This window comes from Tateyamaria omphalii, from assembly GCF_001969365.1.
Classification (GTDB): domain Bacteria; phylum Pseudomonadota; class Alphaproteobacteria; order Rhodobacterales; family Rhodobacteraceae; genus Tateyamaria; species Tateyamaria omphalii_A.
Map to the genome: position 1 here is coordinate 38,458 of NZ_CP019312.1, position 19,046 is coordinate 57,503.

Genomic DNA, 19,046 nt, shown 5'->3' on the forward strand with positions numbered 1-19,046 from the left:
TTACCGTCCGAGGATCAGGGAGTTGGGATTGCGTTCAATGGTGCGCGCCAGATCGGTCAGCGCCTTGGCGGCCCGTTCGATCTCGTTCAGCGCGCGCAGCGTTTCGCGCGAGAAGGCGGAGCCTTTCTCGTAGCCGCGCAGGGTGCCTTGTGCCTGCGCCAACGTGCTGTTCAGGCGATTGGCAAGGGCGGGCAGTTCGTCGGCGGCCGTTTCGATGGCGGCGGCGGCCTCGCGGGCCGACGTCATGGTGGCGTTGGCGCTGTCGATCAGCCCGCCTGCGCGTAATTCGGCCAGTGCGGCCTCGGCCTCCGCCAGCGCCCCGGCGAGCGCATCGGGCAGATCCGCGTCGCTGGCATCGCCGAAAAGGCGGCTTGCGGTGGCCAGCACGGCTTCAAGCTCGGTCGCCAGCGTGTCCAGCTCGACCTCTTCTGCGCCTGCGGCGATGCGGTCCAACCTCTCGACCACGGACGGCAGGCCCGCGACCGCCTCTTCGACGGCGGTGGCGGCGTCGCTGGCGTCGGTGAGCGCGGCGCTGAGTTGGTCGGCGGTGTCGGCCTCGGTGATGTCGTTCAGAACGACCGAAAGCTCGTCAAAGGCCTGGACGACCGCGCCCGGTGCGGCGCGTATGTCGTCGGAACTGAGCAGGGTTTGCGCCTCGCGGGCGAAGTCCGTGGCTTGCGTGACCAGATCATCGAGCGGCAAGGCGTTCGCACCGTCGATGAAGGTCGCGATCCGGTCCGTCAGTTCCGGCACCTCGTCCAGGGCCGTTTCGGCGCTGGCGGCGGCAAGGCCCACCTGATCGACGGCGGCCAGCAGACGGTCCACCGCCTGCGCGTCGCGCACATCCGCAAGCAGGCCGCGCACATCGGCACTGGCCGCCTGCAGGTCGCTCATCAGCACCCGCAGGTCTTCGGGCAGTGCCTGCACCTCGTCCGAGCCGATCACGCCGCGGGCATCCGACAAGAGCCCGAGGATTTCGCCGGGGGTTTCGCGGATTTCGTCGCTGGCGACAAGGGCCGCGGCATTGTCCAGAAAGCGGATCGCGCTGTCGAGCAATTCCTCGACGGGCAGGGCGTTCACACGCTCCAGCACGCCTTCGGCTGACAGGGCCATGTCGGACACTTCGCTTTCGGTCACCGGGAAGACGGGGAAGGGGTCACCATCCTGATCTATGGTGGCGGGCGGAGCGTCGGGTTCGGTGATCAGTTCGACCTTGAGGCCACCGGCCAGAAGGGACGCATTCACCAGCCGGGCCCGCAGACCTTCGGCTACGCGCTCTTCGAGAAATTCGATGGCTTCGGTGCGGCTGAGGTCGGCGTCGATGCCAAAGCGGGAGGTGTTGATTTCGACCGTGGAGAGGAGGCGCACGCGCGAGTCGCCAAAGCGGTCCGGGTCCACGATGCCCGACACGTTGGCCACCCGCCCGATGCGCAGGCCCCGCCACTCGACCGCCGCGTCCGCAGTGAGGCCGCTGACATTGTCGTCAAAGATGAGGGTGAGGCGCACCACGGCGCCGCTGCTGCCTTCGAACACCGAATTGCGGGCGGCAGCCTCGTTCGGGTGCACCTCGTAGACGAGCCCCGCGCGCAGCGGCTCACCCCCCGACACCAAAGTGCCGAAGGTGATGCCGCCCGAGATCAGCGAGGCGACCGATGAAAAGTCGAGCGATGCGCCGGAGGGACCCACGGACAGGCTGAAGCCTGACGTGTCCCAGAACCGTGTGGCTGTGGTGACCAACTGGTCGTGGGGGTCGTAGATGATGGCGGGCGCCGAGACCCATTGCCCGTTGACGGAAATTGCGGGCTTGCCCAACCGGCCCACTTCGATCCCCTTGAACAGGATCGGGGTGTTTTCGGACAGGCCCGCCGCGCGGGTCGACCGCAGCTCGATCACCGTGCCTTGCTGGAAGGTGGTGATCAGGGGCGCGCGTTCATTGGCTTCGTGGACGCTGGCCAGCCCGCCCGGGACGCTGTCCCATGTTCCTTCGATATAGACGCCGGACAACACCGTCTCGAGCCCGGTGACACCGCTGGTCGTGACTTGGGGGCGGACGATCCAGAACACCGCCTCTGCGTCCACGAATGGGGCCACGGTCTTGTCCAGCCGCACGTCCACCAGCACGCGCGACAGGTCGTCGTTGAACTGCACGTCCTCGACGATGCCGACGGGCACGTTGCGAAAGCGCAATTCCGTCTCGTTCGGGAGGATGCCCGCGGCGTCGTCAAAGACAATCTGCACCAGCGGCCCCTGGTCGTTATAGGTCTGCAAGGCGACCCAAACCGCGGTCAGGACCGCCGCGATGGGCACCAGCCAGACCCAGTGCGCCCCGGCGAAAAGACCGCGCCGGTCGCGCCCGCTCTGGGGGATGTCGGGGATATCTGAGGTCACGCGGGGTCTTTCGTGTCTTGGGTCTCGATCCGGTCCCAGATCAGCCTTGGGTCCAGGCTTTGTGCCGACAGCATGGTGAAAATCACCGAAAGTGCAAATGTCAGCGCGGCAATCCCGGGTGTGATCGAGGCTGCTACGTTCAATTGCACCAAAGAGCAGAGGATAGCCACGACAAAGACGTCGATCATGGACCAGCGCCCGATATATTCGACCACTTCGTAGAGGACGTACTGCCTCCCCGGTGGCCATCTGGCGCCCTGCCGGACGGCCAGCGCGAGATAGGCGATGGCAAAGAACTTGCCCAAGGGGATCACCACGGACGCGATCAGGATGATCGCTGCGATGCCGAAGGACCCGTGGGCCGCAAGATCGAGCGCGCCTGCGATGATCGTGTCCTCTGACGTGTGGAACAGCGTGCGCGTCGTGAGCATCGGGTAGAGGTTGGCGGGGATGTAGGCGATGATGCCCGCAATCCACCAGGCCCATACCTTTTGCAGGCTTTGCGTGTCCCGCGACCGAAGGGCGTTGCCGCAGACGCCGCATTGGGCGTGACCCACGGGCCAGACCCGCGCGCATTCACGGCAGGCCACCAGCCCCTTGTCGCGTGCCGTCACTGTCATCGGTCCAGCGCCTTCCAGACCGACCAGCGGCACATCACCATGTTCTGGACCGCCATCAGCACCACGACGGCGACAAACATCCAAAAGGCCGGGCCGATCTCGACCCGTGCAAGGTCCGTCAGTTTGATCAGCGACACGGCGCAGCCCACGACGAAGATTTCTGCCATCGACCAGGGGCGCATCGCCTCGCTGAAGCGAAAGGCGCGTTTGGCGCCGGGCCACGGTTTGCGGTCCAGTACCAGCGGCGTCAGGGTGTAGATGGTCAGCACCAACCGCGTCAGGGGCAGCGCGATGATCAGCGCGATAACGGCAAGGGACAGGCCAAAGAGCGGGCCGCCGTAAAAGGCCAGCGCCGCATCGACGATGGTGGCGGCGTTGCTGAAGCCCAGACGCCTGATCTCGATAAAGGGCAGGAACAGGGCGGCGATGACCAGAACGGCCGAGGCAAAGGCGGTCGTGATGATCACCAGCCCGGCGTCCCGCCTGCGGGTGAACAGACGGGTGTGGCACCGCTCGCACCGGGCCCGGTCGCCCTTGTTCACCACGCCGACGCGATAGAGCGCGTCGCATTTGGGGCACGCGATCAGCGTGTCTAGCTCGGGGGGCGCGGCGTCTTTCATGACCTCAAAATAGGGGAGGTGTGCTTGGCAGCAACATGAATCGGACCACGGCCCGCGCGCCATGCGCCGGAGCCGTGTCAGATACGGGTATCGCGACCGCGTTCTGTTCGGGCGGTGATCCGCTACCGCACAGGCGTCAGCACCGCGACAGAGAAGCGCGCCCCGTCATCCACATGGCGTTGCCGCACGTCCCAACCCGCGTCCGCCGCAAGAGCGACCAAGCTGTCGACCGTGAATTTGCGTGCAGCGCTGACATGGATCGGCTCGCCTTTGGCGAACTCAATGACGTGGCCGTCCAGCGTGACGTGCTGATCACGGTTGGACAGCAGGTGCATGTCGATCCGGGCGCGGGCTGCGTTCCAGGTCGCTTTGTGGTCGAAGCCTGCCGGGTCAAAATCAGCATCCGCTTCGCGGTTCAACCGGATCAGGATGTTGCCAATGAATTTCGCGGTCACGCCCTGCGCATCGTCATAGGCCGCCACCAGTGTGCGCGTGTCCTTCACCATGTCCGCGCCGAGGATGAAGGCCTTGATCCCCGGCCACGCGCGGATACCGGACAAAAGCGCGTGCGCCCGGGCAGGGGTCAGGTTGCCGATGGTTGAGCCGGGAAAGAACGCCACCTTCGGCAGAGCAGCGAGCCTATCGGGCAGGGTGACAGGCGCGGTGAAGTCCGCGACAACCGGCACAATGTCAATTGCGGGATAGGCATTTCTCAACCCATCTGCGGTTTCGAAAAGGAAATCGCGCGAGATGTCGATGGGACCATATGCGCCGATATGATTGCCCGCATCCAGGAGGGTCCGCGTCTTGATCGACGCACCGGAGCCCAGTTCAATCAGGGCGCCACCGGGGGGCACCAGCCTTGCCAGCGCGGTTGCGTTGTCGCGCAGGATGCCCGCCTCGGTCCGGGTGGGGTAGTATTCGGGCAGGCGCGTGATCTCTTCGAACAGGGCGCTGCCGCGGTGATCGTAGAGCCATTTGGGGCTGAGCGTCTTGGCGTCCGCCCTCAGCCCGGTCAGAGCGTCGGCGATCAACGCGTCGTCGCGCGCTTCAAGCTGGGTTGAGCCGTCCATCATGCCGCATCCCGCGCAAGCCGCAGGCCCATCATCTGCCAGCGTTGGTGTGGGTAAAAGAATGTGCGGTAGGTCGCGCGCATCTGTTTGCGCGGGGTCGCGCAGGACCCGCCGCGCAGGACGCGCTGGTTGACCATGAACTTGCCGTTGTATTCCCCCAGCGCACCTTCGGGCGCGCGGAAACCGGGGTAGGGCGCAAAGTCCGACGCCGTCCATTCCCAGACATCGCCCCAGACGCCCGCGCCGGGCAGGGGGCGCAGCGCGCCGATGGCGCCCGCATCCCCCATGAGGTTGCCCGCGATTGGTGTGTCCCGAAATGCGGTCTCGTGCTCTGCCTCGGTTGGCAGACGTGCGCCTGCCCAGCGGGCAAAGGCGTCCGCCTCGTAGTAACTGACGTGAACGACCGGTGCGTCGCGTGCGACGGGTTGGGGGCCGCGCAGGGTAAAGGTCCACCACACGCCGTCCTGCTGCCACCAGTAGAGCGGATGTTCCCACCCCTCGCGCTGGGCAAAAGCGTGCCCTTCCATCAGCCAGTGGCGGGCGTCGTCATAGCCGCCGTCCTGCATGAACGCGATCCAGTCACGGTTGGTGACGGTCCGGTCCGCGATCTCGAACGGGGCGAGGTAGGTCTTGTGCCGCGGTCCCTCGCAATCATAGGCGAAACCGGGCCCGTCATGCCCGATCTCGACCAGCCCGCCTGCGTGACGGGTGAAGGTCTGGGAGACCTCGGTGGTGACGGGCAGCGGTGCGGGGTCCTTGTAGGTTGGAAGCAGCGGATTGAAGCTGAGCCCGTGCAGCAGGTCGGTGACCAGCAATTCCTGGTGCTGCATCTCGTGATGGCAGCCCAGTTCGACCAGTGCCGCAATGTCGTCGCCATCGTCGCGGCCCGCGTTCAGCAAGGTGGCCAGGCTGTCCTCGACATGGGCGCGGTAGGACCGCACCGCATCGCCGCCGGGGCGCGAGACCAACCCGCGCTTGTCGCGCGCGTGGCGCGGCCCGGCCTGTGTGTAGTAGGAGTTGAACAGGAACGCGAAACGGTCGTCGGGTGACGTGTATCCCGGCAGGCGCGGTTTCAGGATGAACTCTTCGAAAAACCAGGTGGTGTGGGCGAGGTGCCATTTGACGGGCGAGGCGTCTTCCATGCTTTGCAGCATCGTGTCTTCGGGGCTGAGTGGTGCGGCGAGGGCATCGGTGCGGGCGCGTGTGCGTTCAAAGAGGTCGATGGCCTGCGGTGGTGCGAGCGGAGCGGTAAGAGCGGTCATGCAGAGCGTGTCCTGTGATCGGGATGTGCGGCGACGATGACACCTACACATGACAGGAATTGGCGACAGGGCCATCGCGCCACACGGTAAAGTGTAATTCGTTAATGATTTGGGCGACATCGCGCCATGTGCCCGGCAGCGCATCGCACATTGCGGCAAGGGGGGTGGTGCGGGTGTGCAGGGTCTTGCCCGGAGTGAAGGGGCGCGTCGGCAGGATGCTGCGGGTTGTGCGCTAACGCGTCGGCACCGTGCGCGCGCGGTCGCCAGACAGAGCATCGGCGCGTGTTGTGCCGTCGGCGGGGCGCAGAAGCGATGCGCGCTGTCCCGCCGCCTCGGGCAGCAGAACGGCGCGGCGGGCGACGAAACGGCCCGTATAGGGGCCGAAATAGACCGCGCGGCTGTTGGCGAACCCACCCAGTTGCAGGCGCTGGTCAAAGCTGTGCCCCAGTCCGGCCAGGCGGAAACCGGGGGCCGTGGCGACCTGTTCCAGATACCCCTCGACCGACAATTGCCGAAGCGTGTCGCCCCGTTCGCGGAAGCGGCCAAAGCGCAACGATGAGGCGTCAAGGCGGCCGTGGGTGAATTGGCCCCTGGCCACGACGAACTGCCCGGCGATCAGGCTTTGGCCGCGCGGCGGGGCCAGCGGCGTCTGGCCGATGCGCCACCCGCCTCCGGCGGACCCTTCGAGCACGCCGGAGACGATGTCATCGCCTTGAGGTGCCGCCTGCAGCAGGCTCGCCTGAACGGCGCCGTCCTGTTGCCAGATGCCCCCGACGGTGACGCGTTCGCCCATCCGGGCGGCCAGCCCTGCAATGCCGCGCACCGGCGTGCTGTTGACGGCAAAGCCCTCTCCCTGACGCAGCAGGATCCCCGTCAGCGGGTCGTCGATGTCGATCCGCTGCGCCTCGAACCGGCCCAAGCGGGCACGGGCGAGCAGGGTCAGCGTGCGCCCCGGCACCAGCAGGCTGTCGCTGGCGCGCCTGTTGGCCGCAAAGATGCGCGTGTTCGGGGTCACCTCGACCCGCAGACCATTGACCAACACGCTGCCGGTGCCGGTCATCAGGCCCACGATCCCGGTGCCGCCAATGCCGCCCTCGAACGGGTCATCACCGAGTTGGGCCACTGGAATGGCAGGCGAACAGGCGCTGAATGCTGTGCCCCCCATAAGCCCAAGCATGTGCCGTCTGGTCAGCTGTGTCACGGATCCGGGGCCTTTTCGTCTGTGTCCGCAGCTGCGGCGTCTTCGCGGTACAAGTAAATGCCCAGCCGGTAGCGTTGTCGAGGGCCCTCTGCGTCTTGCGCCGCGCGGTGCAGGGCGCTGGACTGACGGTTGAGATCCTCCAGCAGCTCCTGCGCCTTGGCCCGTGCGGCAGCCTCCACTTCATCAATGGCGTCGGGCGGCAACTGGTTGTAGAACACCGCGCGTTCGAAAAACGGCGGCGTGTCGGCCAGCAGGTTCTCGGTCGCGGCGGCCAGATGATCGCCCACATTGGCGGCAAAGAACGCCTCCTTGTCCCGCGCCGAGCCGGTGCCGACCACCGCCTCTGTCTGCAATTCAAGCAGGCCGTCGGCGGTTTCGCTGACCAGACCGGCATTCATCAACTCATCGAGGACAGTGCGGGGCCGGACATCGCGATTGACCGACCGGACAAGCGTTTCGAAATCGGCGGCGTCATCGGCCTGCCGGGGGAGCAGGCGCGGGGTGCCATCGGTGATGAACTCCGGGGCCGACATCCATTGGCCGATGACGGTGGCCAGCAGCGCGCTTTTACGGCGGCTCTGGCCCGTCTCATCCGGTCCTTCGGCCTTGATCGTGCGGATGTCCTTGCGGTGTACTCCGGTGAGCAGCGCGATGCGGCTGTCGGTCAATGGCTTGTCATCCAGGCGAAAGGATTCCTCCGCCACTTCGACATAGACCCGTTTAAGCAGGCCGTAGACCACGGGAGCCGTCAGGCCGCGCGCAATCATCGTCCGCACCAGTGGGCGAAGTAACCCCCTGAGAACACGCATGAATGCGTCTGATGCGCTGGTTTGCTCGCGTCTTGCCATTACCCGAGAATATCGTGCGTGGAAAAATTTTCCACGCAAATCCTTGAAATCTGCGGGGGCTGCGTCACTTCGTCGTCCGTGGGAAATATTCCCACAGAAACGACAGGCCCCGCGCCACCACGAGGAGAACACACATGAAACGCCGTTCCTTTATGAAAATGACCGCCATCGGCGCTGCCCTTGCCACCCTTGGCGCCTGCGCCGAGATGAACACGCAGCCCGACATCGTCGACACCGCGATTGCCGCCGGGTCCTTTACCACACTGGTGGCTGCCGTGCAGGCCGCCGATCTGGTCGACACGCTGAAAAGCCCCGGCCCCTTCACCGTCTTTGCCCCCACGGACGACGCCTTTGCCGCGCTGCCCGCAGGCACGGTTGAAAACCTGCTCAAGCCGGAAAACAAGGACCAGCTGGTCAGCATCCTGACCTATCACGTGCTGCCGGGCCAAACGCTGTCCTCTGATCTGGCCGGTCAGCGTCTGAGCGTGGCGACTGTGAACGGCGCCAACGTCCATATCGACGGGCGCAACGGCGTCAAAGTCGAACAATCCAACGTGATCCAGGCCGACATCCTGGCCTCGAACGGCGTGATCCACGTGATCGACAAGGTCCTTATCCCCTGAACACTCCAACCCGGAAGGAGACTGAACCGTGCCAGCCACGACATTTAACTTCACCGGTTTTGCTGAAAGCGACCTGACCCAGGGCAACCTGGGTCACGGGTCCACTTTCACCCAGCCTGATGTCGCGACACTTGAATTCGAAGTGATCGACAACGACACCAACCTGAGCGGCGATTTTCATGATCTTTCGCTCGATCGAAGCGGCCAACACGCCTCCATCCTCTCGGGTGGAGAGGATGTGGGAACGGGCGCACGGCTCTATGCCGAGCGTGTGTTTCACGTCACAGGCTCTGACGGCAACGAATACGTGCTTGTCGAGCTTGAACAGGAACACAACCACACCGACTTCTTCACCTACCGCGGCGCGGTGCCACCCGCGGGCACCCAGTTGACCGTGACAGGCGTGCAGAATGTTCTTCACGTTCCCTACGCCGATCTTGGGGCAGGGGCGACAACGCAAAACATCGTTGCAATCGCCGCGGGGTCGGATGACTTCAACATTCTGGTGCAGGCGCTGACGGCTGCGGGCCTCGTCGAAACGGTCCAGAACCTCGACGACATCACCGTTTTTGCCCCAACAGACGCGGCCTTTACCCAACTGGCCGTCGATCTGGGCTTTGAAGGCGATACGTCTGACGAAAACGCCGTCTTTGGCGCAATCGCAGATGCCCTTACCGCACTGGCACCGGATGGTGATCCAATCCCACTGCTCACGGACATTCTCTTGTATCACGTGTCCTCCAGTGCGCTGACCGCCGATGAAATTGCAGCGGCGGGCAGCGTCGATACGCTTCTGTCTGGCGCGTCCTTCGGGACGGACGGGACCGAACTCATCGACGCAGAGCCGGACATCGACAATCCGAATATCGTCATTCCCGATATCGAGGCGACCAATGGCACCATCCAGGCCATCGACCGGGTTCTGTTGCCGCTGGATATCCCCGGCAACACGCCCGAGCCGGGACCGGAGCTCACGCTCACGGGCCTTGTCGCGGCGAGCGGCGGTGTCTTTGATGCGGACGGCACGGATTTCGACATCCTGCTCAATGCGGTGCAGGCGGCCGGGCTGGCAGGGGCGCTGGACGATCCCGAGGCGGACCTGACCGTTTTTGCGCCGAATGACGCGGCATTTGTCGGTCTCGCGCAGACCCTGGGCTTTGGCGGGTCGGACGAGGGCGAGGCATTTGCCTATATCGTCGACGCACTGACACTGCTGAGCGCGGGCGGTGACCCCATCGCGCTGCTCACCGACATCCTTCTGTATCACGTGTCGCCGGGCGCACAGGATGCCGATGCCGTGCTGGGATCCACCACGTTGGACACCCTTCTGGGCGCGACCATCGGCGTGGATGGCACCAGCCTTGTCGACAATGACCCCGACGTGCCAGATCCGAACATCATCCAGACCAATCTGGACGCGACGAACGGGATCGCGCACGTGATCGACGGTGTGTTGCTGCCGATTGATGTGCTGCCCGACAACGGACCGGGGCGCGTCGATTTCATCATTGACGATGACGGCGGGTCCATAATCTTCACCGGCAGGAATGACGATTTTGTCTTCGGCAAAGGTGGCGATGATCTGATCGGGCTGGGCGCGGGCCACGACGTGGGCCTCGGCGGCGACGGCGACGACATCATTCTCGGAGGCCGGGGCCGTGACACGTTGAATGGCGGTGACGGCGACGATGTCCTTCTCGGTGGGCGCAACCATGATACGCTGGATGGCGGCGATGGAGATGACAGGCTGTTCGGTGGGCGCGCCAACGACGTGCTGACCGGCGGAGAGGGCGAAGACGTTTTCGTCTTTGGCCGGCGCGACGGTGACGACCTCATCACCGACTTCACTGCGGGCGAGGATGCCATTCAATTGCGGGGCTTCTTTGGCAGCCGCGATGTGATGGACCTGGTATCGTCGGGCAAAGACGGGGCCGTCATCACCTTCGGCCACGCAACCGTCACGCTCGCAGGTGTTGCCGCTCACGCGCTGAGCGCCGACGACTTCCTGTTCTGAACCAGAGCGTCACAAAACAGAATGAGCGGCCGTGCCACGCGCGCGGCCGCTTTCCTTGTTGGCGTATCACGCCACCTGACGGCCCTGGCTGAACACCTCGCGCGCCGCGGCCATCCCATCAATCCGCGCAAAACGCACAAGGTCCGCGCGTTGACCCACGGCAATATCCCCGCGGTCCTTCAATCCGACAGACCGCGCGGGCGTTCGGGTGACCGTGGCGATCCCGCGCGCCATGTCGCCCCACATCTCGCCCAACTGCACGGCGGACAACAAAAGCGCGGCAGGCACGTAGTCTGACGACAGGATGTCCAGCAAGTCACGCTCGGCCAGGTCGCTGGCCGCGACGTTGCCGGAATGCGACCCGCCCCGCACGAGGTTGGGCGCGCCCATGATGATGGCGATGCCCTTGTCGCGGCACGCCTCTGCGGCCTCGACCGTGGTGGGGAACTCCGCCACCACGACCCCGTGAGCGGCCGACACGCCCACCTGGTCGGATGTCGTGTCGTCGTGGCTGGCAAGCACGGCGCCCAGCCGCCCGGCCTCTGCCACCGCCGCCGCCTCATGCTGCGCGCCCAGCCGATTCTGCAGCCCCTGCAGCTTGGCCACATGCTGCGCGAACTCGTTTTCGGTCAGGTTGTTCTTGCCCATGACATAGGCCTTCATCTTGTCGATATCGCGGAACTGCCGCTGGCCGGGCGTGTGGTCCATCAGGCTCACGATGCCGACGCGGTCGTCTGCCGTGAACTCGGCAAGCTCTTCGGTCAGCGTCTCGGAACAGATCTCGGCCCTCAGGTGCAGGAAATGGCTGATCTTCAGCACCCCTTGCGCGCGCAAGGCCAGCATCTCGGATGATAGCTCGCGCGCATATTTCAGATACCGCCCTTTGCCCGTTGGGATCGACCCAACCCGCATGGCGTCAAATACTGTGGTGATCCCGGTGCCTGCCAATTCGCGGTCATGGGCCAGGATCGCCGGGGCGTGCGGCCATGACACCTTGGGCCGGGGCGACATATGGCGTTCCAGGTTATCGGTGTGCAACTCGATCAGGCCCGGGGCGATGAAATCGCCCTCGCAGTCCAGCGCATCGGCAGGCACGGCCGCCCCCGTGCCGATCTCGGCAATCAGCCCGTCGCGCAGCACGACATGGCCGGTGATCACCTCATCCGGCAGAACAAGCCGGGCGTTGGCGAGGATCGTGTCTTGTGTCATGTGCCTGTCATCTCGAACTGGAATGGGGTTGGTCATGTTCACGCGATACGCTGTCTATTACACGCCCGAGGTGGACACGCCGCTTGCCGCATTCGGCGCCGCATGGCTGGGTTGGGACAGCGTCGCAGGCCGCGCCGAGACGCATCCGCCGGTCGCAGCGATTGATGTCGCTGCGGTGACCGGGACGCCCCGCAAATACGGCTTCCACGGCACGATCAAACCGCCCTTCCGGTTGGCCGAAGGACAGACCGCGGACGGTTTGCAGGCGGCCCTTGCAGCGCTCTGCGCCAGTGCCGCGCCCGTGACCCTTCAGGGGCTGGACCTGGCGCGACTGGGCCGCTTTCTGGCCCTCGTGCCGCAGGGCGATGCCACACCCCTCGCCACGCTCGCAGCGCGGGCGGTGCAAGAGCTCGACCGCTTTCGCGCGCCGCCCACCGACGCAGAACTGGCCAAGCGCCGCGCCGCACGGCTGACGCCCGCACAGGACGCGCATCTGGTGCGGTGGGGCTACCCTTACGTGATGGATGAATTCCGGTTCCACCTCACGCTCAGCGGCAGGCTGGACGAGGACACCATGGACCGGACCGAGGCCGCGCTGATCCCCCTGCTGGCGCCGCTCGATCTGTCGCCCTACCACATCACCGGCCTGACCCTGCTGGGCGAGGACGATGCGGGCATGTTCCACCAAATCCAACGCTACGCCCTCACCGGATAGAGCGCTGCAAGCGCCGCGCGCACGGTGGCCTCCAAGGCGCCTGAATTGTCGATGACCGTCGCCTCGATCCCCGCAGGCAGGCCAGTGCCCGCGCGCGACAGGCGTTTTGCAATATCTGCGTCCGTCTCGCGCCCCCGGGCGCCAAGACGATGCGCCAGCGTCTCAGGATCAGCAGTCAGCGCAATGACGCGCAAGCCGGGAAAGCGGGCGCGGGCCTTGATCAGCACGCCCCGCGACAGGTTGGCCAGCATATCTCGCCCGGCGCCAAGGGCCACATCCACGTCCTCCGGAATGCCGTAGTGCAGACCGTGCGCGGCCCAGGACAGGGCGAATGCGCCCTGACGCTCCATTCCCTGGAAGACAGGAACGGTAACCCCGTCAAACACCTCTCCACCCGCGGTTGTTGGGCGGGTGATCACTCGGCGGACAAGCCCAACGCGCGGCTCGGCCTGCGCCATCGCCTCCATCACCGTGTCCTTGCCGACGCCCGACGGGCCGACAACTGCGATCAACCGACCGGTCACGCGGCACGCTCCGGCGTAAACGCGCTGACATCCACCTCGCGGTCACAGACCTGCGCGCGCGCGGCCTCGTCATGGAAAATGCCGACGATGGCCGCGCCGCGCGCCTTCGCGCGGTCGATCAGTTCAAGCACGACAGAGCGGTTCTTGGCATCCAGGCTCGCCGTTGGCTCGTCCAGCAAAAGCGCGGGATAGTCATGGGCAAACCCGCGCGCGATATTCACGCGCTGCTGCTCACCGCCCGAAAACGTGGTGGGGCTCAGCGACCACAGCCGTTCGGGGATATTGAGCATCGCGAGCAACTCCTTGGCCCGCGCCTCTGCCTGCTTTGCATCGACGCCGACAGCGCGCAGCGGTTCCGCCACGACCTCAATCGTCGGCACACGCGGCACCACGCGCAGGAACTGGCTGACATAGCCCAGCGTCTCGCGGCGCAACGCCAGCACATCGCGCGGCGGGGCCGATGCCACATCGACATCCCCGACCATGATCCGACCGGCCTGCGCAGTGTAGTTGCCGTAAATCATCCGCATCAGCGTCGACTTGCCCGCGCCGGACGCGCCCACAAGCGCCACACACTCGCCCGGTGCCACGGCCAGATCGGCCCCCTGCATCACAGGGATCACCGCACTGCCCTGATTGTGCAGAACAAAGGATTTCGCAACACCACTGACTTCAATCATGATCAGATCTTCTTCTGACTAAAAATACCACGGGGTCCGGGGCAGAGCCCCGGTCGTCACACCTGCAACACACTCGACACCAGCAATTGGGAATAAGCGTGCTGCGGATCATCGAGCACCTGATCGGTCAGCCCCGTCTCAACCACATGCCCGTCCTTCATCACCATCAACCGATCCGCAAGCAGGCGGACAACGGCGAGATCGTGGGTCACGATGATGGCGCTCAGCCCCATCTCGCGGACCAGCCCGCGCAACAGATCCAGAAGGCGGGCCTGCACCGACACGTCCAAACCACCCGTGGGTTCATCCATGAACACCAGCCGCGGCCCGGTGACCAGGTTGCGCGCGATCTGCAACCGCTGCTGCATCCCACCCGAAAACTGGCGCGGGCGGTCGTCGATACGATCTTCGGCAATCTCGACCCGGCCCAGCCAGTCAATGGCCTGGTCCCGAATGTCGCCGTAATGCCGCGCCCCCACGGCCATCAACCGCTCGCCCACATTGCCGCCTGCGCTCACGTTCATGCGCAGCCCGTCGCGCGCGTGCTGGTGGACAAAGGCCCAGTCGGTCCGCCCCAGCATCCGCCGCTCCGGCTCGCTCATGGTGACGGTGTCGCGCATGCCGTCCGCGCGCGTGTCGAACAGCACGCGGCCCGCGTCGGGGGGCAGGTGCCCGGCCATGCAGTTCAGCAGCGTGGACTTGCCCGACCCGCTTTCGCCGACGATGCCCATGACTTCGCCGGGATACAGATCAAAAGAGACATCGGCGCAGCCGATGCGCTGCCCGTAGAACTTCGACAGACCCTCGACCTTCAACAGCGGGCTCATGTCGCGTCTCCGATGGCGGCACTGAAATCGGTCGGGATCAAAACCATGTCCTCGATCCCCAACACGAACTCACCATGCTGGGCAGAGGTTTCGGCCTTGATCCGCGTCCATTCGTCGTCGGCCATGAACGCGGCCCACTTGTCTCCCATTTCAGCTTCATCAGCCCACGCCAATAGGTAGACAAAGCGCACCCGCCCCTCACGCTCGTCGGTCCACATCGCCTGAATGCGAAAGCCATGCGCGCCCATCAACCGCGCCGCATGATCGCGAAAACGGTCCAGAAACGGCCCGCGATTGCCGGGCGGCACCTCGTAAATGCGCAATTGGTTGATCATGCCGCGTCCTCCTCGAGCGGGGTTCCTTGCGCGCCCACATGACCTGCCGCGCGGCGGGACTGGCAGTAATCGGTGTCGGAACACATGAACATGCGCCCGCCCGCGTCATCGACGATCAACTCGTCCAGATAGCTGTCCGTCGCCCCGCACAGCCCGCAGGCGTGGTCGGCCTTGGTCGCCTCGAACGGATAGTCCTCGAAATCCAGGCTGACGACCCGCGTGTAGGGCGGCAGGGCATAGATTCGCTGCTCACGCCCCGCCCCGAACAGCTGGATCGCGGACATGGTCAGCTTTGTATTGTCGAATTTCGGAATGGGCGACGGGTCCATGACATAGCGCCCCTCGACCTCCACCGGATAGGCATAGGAGGTGGCGATGGCCCCATGCGCGCTGATGTCTTCGTACAGCTTCACATGCATCAGGCCGTAGTCCTCCAGCGCGTGCATCTTGCGGGTCTCCACCTCTGACGGTTCGAGAAAGCGCAAAGGCTCCGGGATCGGCACCTGGTAGACAAGGATCTGGTCCTCGGTCAGCGGCTCTTCGGGAATGCGGTGGCGGGTCTGGATGACTGATGCCGCGCGCGTCGCCTCGGTCGTCTCGACCCCCGCCGTGCGTTCGAAAAAGCGGCGGATGGACACGGCGTTGGTCGTATCATCCGCGCCCTGATCAATCACCTTGAACACGTCATCGGCGGTCATCACTGCCGCCGACACCTGCACCCCGCCCGTGCCCCAGCCATAGGGCATCGGCATCTCGCGGCTGGCAAAGGGCACCTGGTAGCCCGGAATGGCCAGCCCCTTGAGGATCGCGCGCCGGATCATCCGTTTGGTCTGTTCGTCGAGATAGGCAAAGTTGTAGTCGGTCATGGTCTTGCCTCATTATTCGTATACGGCTGCCGCCCATGAGCGAACCGAACCAACTCTTTGCCTATTGCATGATTGGCATGATCATCGTCTTGGTTGTGTTGCGCGAAGTGGCGGCCTCGTGCCTGCCTGCATCGCACTGGCTCAACCAGATCCTGCACCGCGACAACGGCAGCTCCGGTGGCGGTGGCGACGGGGGCTTCTGGGACTGCGACGGCGGGGATGGTGGCGACTAGGGTCATTCCGCCGCCTCCTGATGCACATCCGCACCCATCGCCTCGCGCCGCAGTTTGCGGATCAGTTCCAATTCGGCCTGGAAGTCGACGTAGTGCGGCAGCTTGATATGCTCCAGAAAGCCGGTCGCCTGAATGTTGTCGGCGTGATACAGCACGAATTCCTCGTCCTGCGCCGGCGCGCCGACATTGTCCTCACCCAGCTCTTTCCACCGCAATGCCCGATCGACCAGCGCCATGGAAATCGCCTTACGCTCGCACATGCCGAACACGAGGCCATAGCCGCGGGTAAACTGCGGCGGCTCGGTCTTGGACCCCTGAAACTGGTTCACGGTCTCGCATTCGGTCAACTCGACCTCGCCCAGCTCGATGGCAAAGCCCAACTCGGGAATGTCCATCTCGACCGCGCATGTGCCGATGCGCAACTCGGCCACAAAGGCGTGGTTGCGGGCGTAACCGCGCTGGGTGGAATAGGCCATCCCAAGGACAAACCCCTCATCCCCGCGCGTCAGCGATTGCAGGCGCAAGGGGCGTTCGGCAGGCAATTCCAGCGGTTCGCGGGTCAGGTCCGGCGGGGTCTCCGCGCCCTCGGGTTCGGGTTGGATCAGATCCTCGCGATCGAGAAAGGACATGATATGCGGCTTCGGTGCAGGGGCGTCTGTCCGTTCCGGGGCCTCCGGCGCGCCTCCGTCAGCAGCCAGTTTGAAATCCAGCAGGCGGTGCGTGTAGTCAAAGGTCGGCCCCAGCACCTGACCGCCCGGCGCATCCTTGAACGTCGCCGATACGCGCCGGTCACAGTCCATGGCACCGGTGTCCACCGGCGCAGAGCCGCCAAACCGGGGCAGCGTCGTGCGATAGGCACGGATCAGGAAAATCGCCTCGATCAGATCACCGCGCGCCTGCTTGATGGCAAGCGCGGCCAGGTCGGGATCGTAAAGCGACCCTTCGGCCATTACCCGGTTCACGGCCAGCTTCAGCTGCCCCTTGATCTGGTCCACGGACAGTTCGGCCACATCCGCCGGGCCGCGCCGTTCCTCGGCCAGCCAGGCATGGGCCGCATCAATCGCCTTTTCGCCACCTTTGACCGCGACATACATCAGATCACCTTTGTGCTGCGGGGCAGGGCGGCCATCTGCGCCCCGCATGTGAACATGAAATCCAGCCCCAGCGGGAACAGCGCCGCATTGCGTTGGAATGCGACGACATCCGGCAGGTTGAGGGCCGCACGGTCCTTGATGCCCGGCCCGGTCAGCGTCGCCCCTTCCGCGCGCAACTCGGTCATCGCGACGATCACCGTGGCAGAACGGTCGGGGTACTCGGGCGTGCCGATCTGCAAGCACGACAGGTCGATGTCGCTCCACGCGCCCACCACAAACTGCGCCTCTTCTGCCGCAACCAGCGGTGCGCCTGTCTGAAAGGTGATCCAGTCCCGCACCGCCTGCGCGTCGCAGTGTCCCGCCAGATGCACGCCCGTGTCCGGGTCGCACAGGGTCAGCAGGGCGGTGCCCGCAGCGATGGACAGCGGCGCGGGCGGCACCGCCCCCGCCACGTCGCAGATCATGCCGGGCCGCGCCATGGCCTGCATGATGCCGCGAAAGGCGACGGCGCTTTGCTGGGGCGGGTCCGTAAATCCACCGGACAGGCTCGCGTGATCCATCAATCCTCCCCCCGTACCATGGTAAAGAAATCGACCTTGGTCGCCGCCGCCTTGGCCGCGCGGGTTGCGCGCCGCGCCTCTGCGGCGTCCCGCAAGGGCGCAACAATCGCTGCCTCGACAGACGGGGCCTCGGCGGTCTGCATCAGCGCATCCGTCAGCGCCGCCTGCACAGCATGATCCTTCGCGCGCCCCTGCACGTACCCATGCCCCACCTCGCCCGAGGCCAGCCGCACCGAACAGCGCGTCACGGTCATTTCGCCAAGGTTGAAGGGTGCGCCCACGGCCCCGGCGCGGCCACGCACCATCACGGCGCCGATCTCGGGCGCGCGCAGCACCTCATGGGCGGGCTCGTAACCGGCCTTCGCCCACAGGGCTGCGACAGTGGCCGCGTCCGCCTTGGCCAGCACGGACAGCCATGCCTTGCGGGCCGCATTCGGGTCGCCTGATCCGTCCATCTATACACCTTGCGAAGTTGTCGAGACTACTATACAACTAGACAAATCATAGGCGAGTCGGCCTGTATGGTCCATCCGCTTGTTGTGAAAGTTTCGTGACACGAAAGGGTCCGCCGATGGCGCGCACACCGATCTGGCGGTCCATCGCCGCCACCCTGTCGGCCGAGATTGCAGACGGTGAATACCGCCCCGGCGACAAGCTCCCGACGGAGGCCGAGATGGCGGCGCGCTTTGGCGTGAACCGGCACACGGTGCGGCACGCGCTGTCTGCGCTGGTCGAGGCGGGCACGATCCACACGCGGCGCGGGGCAGGCGCCTTCGTGACGCAGACGCCCACCGACTATCCCATCGGCAAGCGGGTGCGTTTTCACCAGAACCTGCGCGCTGCCGGACGGACCCCAGCCAAGGAAGTGCTGTCGGTTGCCACCCGGCTTGCCAACGCGACCGAGCGCGAGGCCTTGGGGCTGGGCGACCAGGATTACGTGCACGCCTACGAGGGCCTCAGCCTCGCCGACGAACAGCCCATCGCGCTTTTCCGATCCGTCTTTCCCGCCGCACCCTTCCCGCAGCTTCCCGACGCGCTTGCGGCGTCGGGATCCGTCACCGCGGCTTTGCGGGCCGCGGGCGTCACGGACTACACCCGCGCCTGGACGCGCCTGACGGCCAAGTCGGCGACCGCCACCCAGGCCCTGCATCTGCGCATCGCCGAAGGCGCGCCCATCCTGCGCAGCGTGGGCCTGAATATCGACACGGGCGGGCGGCCCGTCGAACTGGGGCGCACATGGTTCGCGGGCGACCGGGTCACGCTGACATTGGCCGATGACGGGTAAAGACCGCGAGATGTCACTTGGCTGACATATCCACAGGCTATCTCAGGCGAACATCACGATTTTCCGCCT

21 protein-coding genes are annotated in these 19,046 nt (G+C 65.3%); 5 read left to right on the forward strand and 16 right to left on the reverse strand.

Features of this window, described 5'->3' with window-relative positions; translation table 11 throughout:
* From BWR18_RS00190 to BWR18_RS00220, 7 genes are all read right to left on the reverse strand, one after another.
* Nucleotides 1–2,388, reverse strand: a complete 2,388-nt coding sequence (locus BWR18_RS00190; RefSeq protein ID WP_172839335.1) for a PqiB family protein — start codon at nt 2,386–2,388, stop codon at nt 1–3.
* Nucleotides 2,385–3,008: a paraquat-inducible protein A gene (locus BWR18_RS00195; RefSeq protein ID WP_076626107.1), complete on the reverse strand. Its 624-nt coding sequence runs from the start codon at nt 3,006–3,008 to the stop codon at nt 2,385–2,387. Before BWR18_RS00195 ends, BWR18_RS00190 begins: the two co-directional genes overlap by 4 nt.
* The gene (locus tag BWR18_RS00200; RefSeq protein WP_076626108.1) at nt 3,005–3,628 is read right to left on the reverse strand and encodes a paraquat-inducible protein A; all 624 of its coding nucleotides are present in this window, start codon (nt 3,626–3,628) and stop codon (nt 3,005–3,007) included. Before BWR18_RS00200 ends, BWR18_RS00195 begins: the two co-directional genes overlap by 4 nt.
* A gap of 122 nt (nt 3,629–3,750) precedes the next feature.
* Nucleotides 3,751–4,704, reverse strand: a complete 954-nt coding sequence (gene egtD / locus BWR18_RS00205) for an L-histidine N(alpha)-methyltransferase (RefSeq protein ID WP_157598606.1) — start codon at nt 4,702–4,704, stop codon at nt 3,751–3,753.
* Nucleotides 4,701–5,963, reverse strand: a complete 1,263-nt coding sequence (gene egtB, locus BWR18_RS00210; RefSeq protein WP_076626110.1) for an ergothioneine biosynthesis protein EgtB — start codon at nt 5,961–5,963, stop codon at nt 4,701–4,703. Before egtB ends, egtD begins: the two co-directional genes overlap by 4 nt.
* A gap of 232 nt (nt 5,964–6,195) precedes the next feature.
* The gene (locus BWR18_RS00215) at nt 6,196–7,164 is read right to left on the reverse strand and encodes a DUF5666 domain-containing protein (RefSeq protein ID WP_157598607.1); all 969 of its coding nucleotides are present in this window, start codon (nt 7,162–7,164) and stop codon (nt 6,196–6,198) included.
* Nucleotides 7,161–8,012 (reverse strand): DUF6502 family protein, encoded by an 852-nt coding sequence (locus BWR18_RS00220; protein ID WP_076626112.1) that lies wholly within the window; start codon nt 8,010–8,012, stop codon nt 7,161–7,163. The genes BWR18_RS00215 and BWR18_RS00220 overlap by 4 nt, the downstream gene beginning before the upstream one ends.
* A gap of 134 nt (nt 8,013–8,146) precedes the next feature.
* Here BWR18_RS00220 and BWR18_RS00225 point away from each other — a divergent pair, with 134 nt between their 5' ends.
* Both BWR18_RS00225 and BWR18_RS00230 read left to right on the forward strand, forming a co-directional pair.
* Complete coding sequence (locus BWR18_RS00225; RefSeq protein WP_076626113.1) at nt 8,147–8,635, forward strand: fasciclin domain-containing protein; 489 nt, start codon at nt 8,147–8,149, stop codon at nt 8,633–8,635.
* A 28-nt stretch (nt 8,636–8,663) separates the two neighbouring features.
* Entirely contained in the window at nt 8,664–10,649 is a 1,986-nt protein-coding gene (locus tag BWR18_RS00230) for a fasciclin domain-containing protein (RefSeq protein ID WP_076626114.1), read from the forward strand.
* A gap of 66 nt (nt 10,650–10,715) precedes the next feature.
* Here BWR18_RS00230 and BWR18_RS00235 read toward each other — a convergent pair whose 3' ends face one another.
* A complete protein-coding gene (locus tag BWR18_RS00235; RefSeq protein WP_076626115.1) occupies nt 10,716–11,858 on the reverse strand; it encodes an alpha-D-ribose 1-methylphosphonate 5-triphosphate diphosphatase in 1,143 nt (380 codons plus the stop codon).
* A gap of 34 nt (nt 11,859–11,892) precedes the next feature.
* Here BWR18_RS00235 and BWR18_RS00240 point away from each other — a divergent pair, with 34 nt between their 5' ends.
* Nucleotides 11,893–12,573 (forward strand): DUF1045 domain-containing protein, encoded by a 681-nt coding sequence (locus BWR18_RS00240; RefSeq protein ID WP_254684906.1) that lies wholly within the window; start codon nt 11,893–11,895, stop codon nt 12,571–12,573.
* Here BWR18_RS00240 and phnN read toward each other — a convergent pair.
* Genes phnN through BWR18_RS00265 form a run of 5 tightly spaced genes read right to left on the reverse strand, consistent with a single transcriptional unit; the run spans nt 12,555 to nt 15,805 of the window.
* Nucleotides 12,555–13,097, reverse strand: a complete 543-nt coding sequence (gene phnN, locus BWR18_RS00245; RefSeq protein WP_076626117.1) for a phosphonate metabolism protein/1,5-bisphosphokinase (PRPP-forming) PhnN — start codon at nt 13,095–13,097, stop codon at nt 12,555–12,557. The genes BWR18_RS00240 and phnN overlap by 19 nt on opposite strands.
* A complete protein-coding gene (gene phnL, locus BWR18_RS00250; RefSeq protein WP_076626118.1) occupies nt 13,094–13,777 on the reverse strand; it encodes a phosphonate C-P lyase system protein PhnL in 684 nt (227 codons plus the stop codon). Before phnL ends, phnN begins: the two co-directional genes overlap by 4 nt.
* A 56-nt stretch (nt 13,778–13,833) precedes the next feature.
* Nucleotides 13,834–14,604, reverse strand: coding sequence for a phosphonate C-P lyase system protein PhnK (gene phnK / locus BWR18_RS00255; RefSeq protein WP_076626119.1), 771 nt, complete (start codon nt 14,602–14,604; stop codon nt 13,834–13,836).
* Nucleotides 14,601–14,939 carry an NIPSNAP family protein gene (locus BWR18_RS00260; protein WP_076626120.1) on the reverse strand — a complete coding sequence of 113 codons (339 nt, stop codon included), beginning with the start codon at nt 14,937–14,939 and terminating at the stop codon, nt 14,601–14,603. Before BWR18_RS00260 ends, phnK begins: the two co-directional genes overlap by 4 nt.
* The gene (locus BWR18_RS00265; protein WP_076626121.1) at nt 14,936–15,805 is read right to left on the reverse strand and encodes an alpha-D-ribose 1-methylphosphonate 5-phosphate C-P-lyase PhnJ; all 870 of its coding nucleotides are present in this window, start codon (nt 15,803–15,805) and stop codon (nt 14,936–14,938) included. The genes BWR18_RS00260 and BWR18_RS00265 overlap by 4 nt, the downstream gene beginning before the upstream one ends.
* Before the next feature lie 35 nt (nt 15,806–15,840).
* Between BWR18_RS00265 and BWR18_RS00270 the strand changes: the two genes are divergently transcribed.
* Entirely contained in the window at nt 15,841–16,038 is a 198-nt protein-coding gene (locus BWR18_RS00270; RefSeq protein ID WP_076626122.1) for a hypothetical protein, read from the forward strand.
* Nucleotides 16,039–16,040: 2 nt separating this feature from the next.
* Here the strand turns inward: BWR18_RS00270 and BWR18_RS00275 are convergent, their stop codons facing one another.
* Genes BWR18_RS00275 through phnG form a run of 3 tightly spaced genes read right to left on the reverse strand, consistent with a single transcriptional unit; the run spans nt 16,041 to nt 18,147 of the window.
* Complete coding sequence (locus BWR18_RS00275; RefSeq protein WP_076630023.1) at nt 16,041–17,132, reverse strand: carbon-phosphorus lyase complex subunit PhnI; 1,092 nt, start codon at nt 17,130–17,132, stop codon at nt 16,041–16,043.
* Nucleotides 17,132–17,692 (reverse strand): phosphonate C-P lyase system protein PhnH, encoded by a 561-nt coding sequence (phnH, locus tag BWR18_RS00280; protein ID WP_076626123.1) that lies wholly within the window; start codon nt 17,690–17,692, stop codon nt 17,132–17,134. The genes BWR18_RS00275 and phnH overlap by 1 nt, the downstream gene beginning before the upstream one ends.
* A complete protein-coding gene (gene phnG, locus BWR18_RS00285) occupies nt 17,692–18,147 on the reverse strand; it encodes a phosphonate C-P lyase system protein PhnG (protein ID WP_076626124.1) in 456 nt (151 codons plus the stop codon). The genes phnH and phnG overlap by 1 nt, the downstream gene beginning before the upstream one ends.
* Before the next feature lie 116 nt (nt 18,148–18,263).
* Between phnG and phnF the strand changes: the two genes are divergently transcribed.
* Nucleotides 18,264–18,977, forward strand: coding sequence for a phosphonate metabolism transcriptional regulator PhnF (phnF, locus tag BWR18_RS00290; RefSeq protein WP_076626125.1), 714 nt, complete (start codon nt 18,264–18,266; stop codon nt 18,975–18,977).
* Nucleotides 18,978–19,046: the final 69 nt, after the last annotated feature.